We start from the raw sequence: 8769 nt of genomic DNA on the forward strand, positions 1-8769 counted from the left end.
TATCCTTTGAGGATCAGCAAGTGAAACAACCAAGACTCACGGTTGAGGACATACAAGGCTGCTGGGCGATCGTGCCCACGCCTTCGCTGGCGAACGCTTCCGATTACCGCGCCGAGCACACCGTGGACCTCGCAGAGACGGGACGGATCGTCGATGGCCTGATCGCAGCCGGAGTCGATGGCATCTTGTCGCTCGGTTCGCTGGGTGAATGTGCGACGCTAACCTGGAACGAAAAGCACGACTTCATGCGCGTGGTCGCTGAGACCGCACGAGGCCGGGTGCCGGTGTTCGGCGGTACCAGCTCGCTGTCGACTAGAGAGACAGTGCGTCAGACGCGTGCTGCGCTCGAACTGGGTCTGGACGGTGTGATGATCGGCCCGCCAATGTGGTGCGCGCCCGATGTGCCCACGGCGGTGCAGTTCTATCGCGATGTCGCCGAGGCCTGCCCCGAGTCCGCGATCTGCGTCTACGCCAATCACGAGGCGTTCAAGTTTGAGTTCCCGCGCACTTTCTGGGCGCAGGTCGCAGAGATTCCACAAGTGATCACCGCGAAATACTTGGGCGTTGGTGCGCTCGTGCCTGACCTGAACCTGAGCCAGAAGAAGATTCGCTTCCTGCCGATCGACGTGGACTATTACGCGGCCGCGCGCATTGATCCCGACTTCTGCACTGCGTTCTGGACGAGTGGTGCGGTCTGTGGACCGGCTCCGGTGATCCGGTTACGCGATGCCGTCGCCATCGCCCGTCAGAGCGGTGACTGGACCACGGCCAAGCGTCTGACCGATACGATCGGTCGCACCTATCAGACGCTATTCCCGAATGGCTCATTCAAGGATTTCTCGATGTACAACATCGGGCTGGAGAAGGCGCGTATGGATGCAGCCGGCTGGATGAAGGCTGGCCCTTGCCGCCCTCCGTACACACTCATTCCTGAAGCCTATTTGGAAGGTGCACGCGAATCCGGCCGTCGCTGGTCTGCGCTGCACCGCGAGCATAGCGGCGCCTAATGCATATGCCAATACTCGACTTCTACTTTGACTTCATGAGCCCGTTTGCGTATCTCGCACACACGCAACTTCCGGCGTTGGCGGACAGGTACGATTTCAAGATCAACTATCACGCAATCGACCTGCCTGCGGCCAAGCTTGCCGTCGGAAATACGGCGCCGCCGAACGTCAGCATGCCAGTGAAGCTCCGCTATCTGATGACCGACTTGCAGCGCTGGGCGCGACGCTATGACGTTCCGCTGGTTTTTCCGAAGACTCTCAAATCGGAGCGCCTGAATCTCGGACTCTACTTCGCGATCAACCGCGGCCGGGCCGAAGACTACCTGCGCACCGCTTGGCTGCCGACATGGGGCCAAGGCGGCGATATGGGCAACGAGGAACTGATTGCAGACGTCGCGCATTCAATGAACTGGGACGTCTCTGAGTTTCTGCGGTTCCTGGACTCGCCCGAGGCACATGACCGCTATGCGACTGACAACCAGGAAGCGCATCGGCGCGGTGTCTTCGGAGCACCGACGATGATGCTCGGTGAGGAGATGTGGTGGGGCAACGACCGACTAGTGTTTCTCGAAGAGCGGCTGGCGGCAATCAAGAACGACGGAGGAAGGCAATGAGTGCGCTGATCGACGTGCCACGCGGGCTGCAAAGCGCCCGTATCTATCACGATTCCGACGTGTTCGAGACGGAGATGGAGCGGGTCTTCGCACGTTGCTGGCTGTTTTTGACACACGAAAATGCGATTCCAAATCCCGGCGATTTCGTCACTGCGCGCATGGGAATGGACGAAGTGATCGTCGTCCGCCAGAAGGATCGGAGCATCAAAGCGTTCCTGAATGCCTGTCGTCATCGCGGAGCCAGAATCTGCCCCGTAGAAGCGGGTAACGCACGCAGCTTCGTGTGCAACTACCACGGCTGGTCGTATGGGGCAGACGGTGCACTGAACTCGGTGCCATTCGAGAAGGAGTTGTACAAGGGCCGGCTCGACAAATCTTCGCACGGGCTCCGCGAAGTTGCAGGCGTGTCCTCTTATCACGGCTTCGTCTACGGTTGCTTCGACCCCGCGGCGCCGAGCCTGACCGACTATCTCGGCGAAGCTCGGTGGTATCTGGATATCTGGATGGAAGCCAATGGAGGTGCGGAACTGATCGGTCCACCCAGCCGTTCGATGGTCCATTGCAACTGGAAGGCTCCAAGTGAAAATTTCGTCGGCGACGCCTATCACGTTGGCTGGACTCACGCTGCTGCACTGAAAGCGGGCGGCGGCTTGCTGGCCCCGATGTCCGGCAATGCGGGCCTGCCACCCGAAGGCGCTGGCTTGCAGGTTGCCACGCGCTATGGACACGGTCTCGGCATCCTTTACGACACCAACCCCGGCGCGCACGACATGCCACTGGCGAATGACATCCTGGCATGGCAAGCAAAGAAGCGGCCTGCCATCGAAAAAGCATACGGCGCGCTAAGGGCACGTTACTACGGCTCACACATCAATGGCTCGGTTTTTCCGAACAACACCTATCTCTGGGGCTCCAACCTATTCAAGGTCTGGCAACCGCATGGGCCGAATCGTACGGAATGCTTCACCTGGGCGATCGTCGAGCAGGACATGCCGACAGACCTTAAACAGCGTATCGCCGATTCGATGCACCGCACCTTCGGCACCGCCGGCTACTGGGAGGCGGACGACAACGACAATATGGAATCCGAGTCGCAGCTCTCGCGCGGCTACATGACACGCCAGGGATTTATGAACGCCCAGATGGGTATCGGCGGCGACCGCGAGGATCCAGAGTTGCCCGGCATCGTCGGCGAGTCGGCCATCGGCGAGACCTCGTATCGCGGCTACTTCCGTTTCTACGGGGAGACCATGAATGCCGCGACCTGGGCAGATATGAGGCGTGGCGACAGCACCTGGAAGCGCGAGCTCACCGAGGCCGGCGTTGCTCCGGACGCCGGGCATGGCCCGGCCTGAAGGAGAACACATCATGGGACAATCCACGGTTGCTGCCTCTGTATCTACCGATTCTCGTCATGCCCCTTTGCCGCTCGAGTTCGGCAAGTTCGAGCCATGTATCGATGACACTGCCTGCCGGGAGGTCGAGCGCCTGCTGCATCGGGAGGCACGCCTGCTCGATACCGAGCAGTTTTCTGAATGGATTGAGCAGGTGCTCGATCCGACGATCCGTTACGTCGTGGTCAGTCGCCAGCTGCGCTATCGCAAGGAACGCCGCTACGAAGCACCCTCCGAGGTCTACATCTTCAATGACGACCTCGGCTTCCTGAAAGCTCGCGTTGCACAGTTCGAGTCGGGCATGCAGTGGCGCACCGATCCACCGGAGCGGTATCGCCGCCTGGTCTCGAACCTTGAGGTGTTCCGGACCGGCGTAAAGGATGAACTTGCAGTGCGTTCCAATCTGCTGGCTCAGCGCAGCCGGCGCGCCTACGAGGTCGACCAGTTCGTGTGCTGCCGTGAAGACATCGTACGGCGCTGCCCGGCCGGCACTATGAGGCTGGTACAGCGGCGTATCGACTTCGACGAGCGCTCCATTGCGGGTCGCAACCTACTGCTGTTCCTTTGACTCGGAAGCAATCATGAACGGACTGAAGAACACGGTGGTGCTGATCACCGGTGGCGGTTCCGGCCTTGGCCGCGCGCTAGTAGAGCGCTTTCTGCGCGAAGGCGCGAGCGTCGCAGTTCTGGAATCGAGCGCCGCCCGCGCGGAGGCCTTGCGCGCTGACTTCGGCACGCAGGTCGAGGCGATTGTCGGCGACGTCACGGTTTATGCCGACAATGCGCGCGCGGTTGAGTGCACGGTTGTCCGCTTCGGACGACTCGATACTTTCATCGCCAATGCCGGCATTTTCGATTTCTTTCAAGCGCTGCCGCAGTACGAGGGCGACAGGCTCGGGGCAGCGTTCGACGAGTTGTTTGCCGTCAACGTCAAGGGCGGCCTCCTCGGCGCGCGAGCAGCACTATCGGAACTGGTGAAAGTCCGTGGCAGCATCATATTCACGATCTCCAACGCTGGCTTTTATCCTGGAGGTGGCGGTCCGATCTACACCGCATCGAAACATGCGGTGGTCGGCCTGGTGAGACAGCTTGCGCATGAACTCGCGCCGAAGGTACGGGTGAATGGCGTCGCGCCCGGCGGCATGAAGACGAACTTGCGTGGTCTGCAGGCAAACGGCACGGGAGCGCAATCGCTCGCGGATGTCGAGGGTCTGGATCAGATGCTGTGCGACATCACGCCGCTGCAAATTTCGCCGAAGCCAGAGGACTACTGCGGACCCTACGTACTGCTCGCATCCGCAACCGATGCGGGTCCCATTACGGGCGCAATCATCAACACTGATGGTGGTCTCGGAGTGCGCGGGATCGTGAACATCCGCGGAGGCGATGCGCTTTGATTGCCAAGGCACGAGGAGCGGCGTCGTGACGGCAGCAATTAGGGCTAGGGAAGGGCCACGCCTTCGAGCCTGGCATCACGGGGACGATCTTCGAGCGATTTCGCTTGCGGATCTGTTTTTCGAAGCGACGCAGTTGATACAGGCCTACTGTGCCTGCATCGACGGCGACCGCCTTGAGGAGTGGCCCGATTTCTTCACGTTCGACGGCTGTTACGAGTTGGTCACGCGCGAAAATGCGGAGCGCAATCTGCCCGCCACGGCGATGCATTGCGAGGGCGCCGGCATGATGCGGGACCGGGTTATATCGCTGCGGCACGCCAACGTGTATGCCCGGCAGTACTACCGTCACCTCGTTACTGATCTCCTGGTTGGAGAGTGTACCGAGTCCTCGGTGAGCGTCGAGAGCAACTATCTGGTGACGCGCACGCTGGCCGTGGAAGGCGACGCTGTGCTGTTCAGTGCAGGACGAGCAACCGATACGCTGGCGTTGACGGATCAGGGACTGCGCTTCCGCAAGCGTCGCGTCGTCGCCGATAACGACCGTATCCATACCTTGCTCGTGCTCCCAATATGAACACCGCAACGGGTTCGCCGATTCCCGCACATGTCGATCCGCTGATCGTGTGGAAGCAGACGGACCAGATGCAGGTTCCGTATCAGGTCTTCACCGATCCGCGCATCTTCAACAGCGAGCAGGAGCGCATCTTCCGCGGACCGCACTGGAGTTTTCTGGGCCTCGAAGCAGAGATGCCTGAACCGAATGATTTCAAGGCGACCTATCTCGGCGACACGCCGGTGGTCGTGACGCGTGATCGCGGCGGCGTCATCCACGCATGGGTCAATCGCTGTGCGCATCGCGGTGCGATGGTCTGCCGCGATCGCAGAGGCAACGCTGATGCATTCACTTGCATCTATCACCAGTGGCTTTACGACGCGGAAGGCAATCTGCGCGGCGTGCCGTTTCGTCGCGGTCTGGGTGGTGAGGGCGGCATGCCGTCAAGCTTCGACATGAAGGAGCACCGACTACCACCTCTGCGCGTAGCAACCTATTGCGGCCTGATTTTCGCGAGCTTCGCCCGCGACAGCGAAGTGGAATCGCTGGAGACTTACCTCGGTGCCGAGGTATGCGCGATGCTGGATCGCATCTTCGGCCGCCCGATCGAATTGCTTGGCGACGAACGCCAGGTAATGCACGCCAACTGGAAACTGTACTCCGAGAACACGCGCGACGCCTACCACGGCAGCCTGTTGCATCTGTTCCACGCGACGTTCGGCTTATATCGCTCGACTCAGAAGGGCGGGTGCCAGATGGATACGCAGGGCCGGCATTCGCTGATTACGGCGACCAAGACTGAATCCAAAGACGAGGTTTCGACCGGGGGACTGCGAACCTACCAAGAAGGGAAATTCTCACTTGAAGACCCATCTCTGCTTACCGGTACACCGGATTTTTCGGACGGAGTATCGCTGGTGATCCTGGCGATCTTTCCCAATCTGGTCGTGCATCAGATCGCGAACTCGCTGGCCGTGCGCCAGATGCTGCCGCGTGCCGTCGACCAGATGGAATTGGTCTGGACGTACTTCGGCTATGCGGACGACAGCACGGAGGCACGCGGCTCCCGACTCAAGCAGATGAATCTGGTCGGCCCAGGCGGATTGATCTCGATGGAGGACGGCGAAGCGATGGAGCTCGTGCAGCAAGCCATCGCGCGCGATGGCGAAGCCACGTCTTATATCGCCATGGGTGGTCGCAAGGGCGAGCCTCAAGAGAATTTGGTCAACGAGGCACCAATTATTAGTTACTGGGATTACTACCGGCGCGCTATGAAGTTCACGTTACTGGCGTCGTGATCGGGCTTAACAACAACTGTAGTTCTGCGAGGAGATCAAAAATGGGCAAGCCAGAACCGACACAGACTTCAAAGCTATATCAGGCCGAGTACGGTCACTTCATCAACGGAAAATGGGAGGGCGGTGCGAGCGGCGAGACGATTGGCTTGTACAACCCCGCCACTGGTTCGCTGCTCTCGAAAATCCAGTCCGGCAACGCAGCGGATGCTGTGCGAGCGGTCGAGTCGGCCTCAGCTGCGTTTCCCTCCTGGCGTCAGAGTCGACCGCACCAGCGACAGGAAATTTTGTTCGAGATGGGGCGCAGACTGCGCGCGCGCATCAAGGATTACGCAATGCTGGAGTCGCTCAACAACGGCAAGCCGCTGATGGAAGCGATGCACTTCGATCTGCCGATGGCGATCGAGCAGTTCGAGATGTTTGCCGGCTCGGCGTTTCACCTGCACGGCGAATCGATCAGCACCGCCACGGCGCTGGGCATCGTGCACCGTGAGCCTCTGGGAGTTTGCGCGCAGATTATTCCGTGGAATGTGCCGTTGATAATGATGGCGGCCAAGATCGCTCCGGCGCTTGCGGCAGGTAACACCATCGTGCTTAAGCCCTCCGAGATTGTCTGCCTCGGCGTGATGGAATTCTTCAAAGAGATGGCGGATCTCATTCCGCCGGGCGTGGTTAACGTCATCACGGGCTTTGGCCCAAACATTGGCGAGGTCCTGGTCACGCATCCGAAGGTGCGCAAGGTGGCGTTCACCGGCTCACGTCCGACCGCACAGAAGCTGATCCAGTACGCCTCGGTCAACGTGATTCCGCAGACCATGGAGCTGGGCGGCAAGTCCGCGAATATTGTCTGCGAGGATGCCGATCTTGATGCCGCGGCAGAAGGTGCTGCGATGTCGGTCGTGCTGAACAAGGGTGAGGTCTGCCTGGCCGGCAGCCGAGTGTTCGTACACGAAAAGATCAAGGACGCATTCCTCGAAAGATTCCAGGCCGTGCTGCGAAAGGTCAAGCTCGGCGATCCGACTGACCCGACCACTCAGATGGGTCCGCAGGCTTCTAAGATGCAACTCGACAAGATCAGCAGCTATCTCGAGCTCGGCCCCAAGGAAGGAGCAACCCTACTCATGGGTGGCAAGGCTGCAAAGGTTCCCGGATTCGACAAGGGTTATTTCATCGAGCCGACGATCTTCACCGACGTGAAGAACAATATGCGTATCGCGCAGGAAGAAATATTTGGCCCGGTCTCCACGGTGATTACCTGGAAGGACGACGAGGAAGTCGTTCGCATGGCCAACGACTCCACGTACGGGCTCGGGGGAGGCTTGTGGACGCAGAACCTGCGTCGCGCGCATCGAATTTCCCAAGCCATCGAGACCGGCACGATCTGGGTCAACCGCTACTACAACTTCGTTCCCGGGATGCCGGTGGGTGGGTACAAGCAGAGTGGCTTCGGACGCGAGTTCGCGCAAGAAGTACTGCATCACTACACGCTCACCAAGAGCGTGATCATCAATCTCGACGAAGGTCCGATCGGCGTGTTCGGAAGCTGAGAGTCGGATACGAATCAAGAATCTTCGATCAAGTACAGGAATTTTCCATGTCAGACGTCAAAGTTACAGAGTTGGGCTATCTCGGTTTGTCAGTGAGCAATGTCGCGGCCTGGAAGCAATATGCCGCCGAAGTGGTAGGTATGCAGGTGGTAGACGAAGGCGAGACCGATCGCTTCTACCTGCGCATGGACCTGTGGCATCACCGCATCGTTGCGCACGTCGGCACCACGGACGATCTGGAATACATTGGCTGGAGAGTGGGTGGCCCAGATGACCTCGATGCGATGGCACAGAAGCTCGAACAGGCCGGGTATGCCTGCAAGCGTGGCACCGAAGCCGAGGCCAAGGAGCGTCATGTTCTCGGCCTAATCAAGCTCATGGATCCGGGTGGCATTCAGACCGAGATTTTCTGGGGCCCCCGCGTTGATGCTGCTAAGCCTTTCCATCCAGGTCGCCCGATGTACGGCCGATTCGTGACCGGCGGAGAAGGCGTTGGTCACTGCATCCTTCGCCAGAGCGACGACGTGGCTGCCTACAAGTTCTATCGCGCATTAGGACTCGTGGGATCGGTAGAGTACAAGCTGCCGCTGCCCAATGGAATGACGGCAACCCCGACGTTCATGCACTGCAATAGCAGGCAGCACTCGATCGCCTTTGGCCTGGGGCCGATGCCAAAGCGCATCAACCACCTGATGATCGAGTACACCGATCTCGACGATCTCGGCCTCGCGCATGATCTGGTGCGCAAACGTCAGATCGACGTCGCTATTCAACTTGGTAAGCACTCGAACGACAAGGCCCTGACGTTCTACCACGCGAATCCGTCCGGTTGGCTGTGGGAATTGGGTTGGGGCGCTGCCAAAGCCGCGGCCCAGCAGGAGTACTACCACGGCGATATTTTCGGCCATGGCAATGAGGCTTCCGGCTATGGAATGGATATCGAGCTCGATGGGCGCTGAGCA

General features: G+C 59.7%; 9 protein-coding genes. All 9 read left to right on the top strand.

What is annotated here, in order from left to right; translation table 11 throughout:
- Window positions 1–20 precede the first annotated feature (20 nt).
- Genes QZY06_RS13940 through bphC form a run of 9 tightly spaced genes read left to right on the top strand, consistent with a single transcriptional unit; the run spans window position 21 to window position 8766 of the window.
- Entirely contained in the window at window positions 21–1007 is a 987-nt protein-coding gene (locus QZY06_RS13940) for a dihydrodipicolinate synthase family protein (RefSeq protein ID WP_295685571.1), read from the top strand.
- A gap of 5 nt (window positions 1008–1012) precedes the next feature.
- A complete protein-coding gene (locus tag QZY06_RS13945) occupies window positions 1013–1621 on the top strand; it encodes a 2-hydroxychromene-2-carboxylate isomerase (RefSeq protein ID WP_295685550.1) in 609 nt (202 codons plus the stop codon).
- Window positions 1618–2976, top strand: coding sequence for an aromatic ring-hydroxylating dioxygenase subunit alpha (locus QZY06_RS13950; RefSeq protein ID WP_295685552.1), 1359 nt, complete (start codon window positions 1618–1620; stop codon window positions 2974–2976). Before QZY06_RS13945 ends, QZY06_RS13950 begins: the two co-directional genes overlap by 4 nt.
- A gap of 13 nt (window positions 2977–2989) precedes the next feature.
- A complete protein-coding gene (locus QZY06_RS13955; protein WP_295685555.1) occupies window positions 2990–3583 on the top strand; it encodes an aromatic-ring-hydroxylating dioxygenase subunit beta in 594 nt (197 codons plus the stop codon).
- Between the two features lie 13 nt (window positions 3584–3596).
- Window positions 3597–4412: a 3-(cis-5,6-dihydroxycyclohexa-1,3-dien-1-yl)propanoate dehydrogenase gene (gene hcaB / locus QZY06_RS13960; protein WP_295685557.1), complete on the top strand. Its 816-nt coding sequence runs from the start codon at window positions 3597–3599 to the stop codon at window positions 4410–4412.
- A 25-nt stretch (window positions 4413–4437) separates the two neighbouring features.
- On the top strand, window positions 4438–4986 hold the full coding sequence (locus tag QZY06_RS13965; RefSeq protein ID WP_295685560.1) for an aromatic-ring-hydroxylating dioxygenase subunit beta: 549 nt from the start codon (window positions 4438–4440) through the stop codon (window positions 4984–4986).
- A complete protein-coding gene (locus QZY06_RS13970) occupies window positions 4983–6263 on the top strand; it encodes a Rieske 2Fe-2S domain-containing protein (protein ID WP_295685563.1) in 1281 nt (426 codons plus the stop codon). Before QZY06_RS13965 ends, QZY06_RS13970 begins: the two co-directional genes overlap by 4 nt.
- A gap of 41 nt (window positions 6264–6304) precedes the next feature.
- Entirely contained in the window at window positions 6305–7807 is a 1503-nt protein-coding gene (locus QZY06_RS13975) for an aldehyde dehydrogenase (protein WP_295685565.1), read from the top strand.
- Window positions 7808–7854: 47 nt separating this feature from the next.
- Complete coding sequence (gene bphC / locus QZY06_RS13980) at window positions 7855–8766, top strand: biphenyl-2,3-diol 1,2-dioxygenase (protein ID WP_295685568.1); 912 nt, start codon at window positions 7855–7857, stop codon at window positions 8764–8766.
- The last annotated feature ends 3 nt before the right edge of the window (window positions 8767–8769 follow it).

Origin of the sequence: uncultured Nevskia sp. (assembly GCF_903885465.1) — a bacterium.
In the GTDB taxonomy this organism is placed as follows: Bacteria; Pseudomonadota; Gammaproteobacteria; order Nevskiales; family Nevskiaceae; genus Nevskia.

Bases quoted from the DNA above. Each gene is read 5' to 3' on its own strand.
- QZY06_RS13955 (WP_295685555.1), top strand. From the start codon at position 2,990: ATGGGACAATCCACGGTTGCTGCCTCTGTATCTACCGATTCTCGTCAT.
- QZY06_RS13970 (WP_295685563.1), top strand. From the start codon at position 4,983: ATGAACACCGCAACGGGTTCGCCGATTCCCGCACATGTCGATCCGCTG.
- QZY06_RS13945 (WP_295685550.1), top strand. From the start codon at position 1,013: ATGCCAATACTCGACTTCTACTTTGACTTCATGAGCCCGTTTGCGTAT.
- QZY06_RS13975 (WP_295685565.1), top strand. From the start codon at position 6,305: ATGGGCAAGCCAGAACCGACACAGACTTCAAAGCTATATCAGGCCGAG.
- hcaB (WP_295685557.1), top strand. From the start codon at position 3,597: ATGAACGGACTGAAGAACACGGTGGTGCTGATCACCGGTGGCGGTTCC.
- bphC (WP_295685568.1), top strand. From the start codon at position 7,855: ATGTCAGACGTCAAAGTTACAGAGTTGGGCTATCTCGGTTTGTCAGTG.
- QZY06_RS13950 (WP_295685552.1), top strand. From the start codon at position 1,618: ATGAGTGCGCTGATCGACGTGCCACGCGGGCTGCAAAGCGCCCGTATC.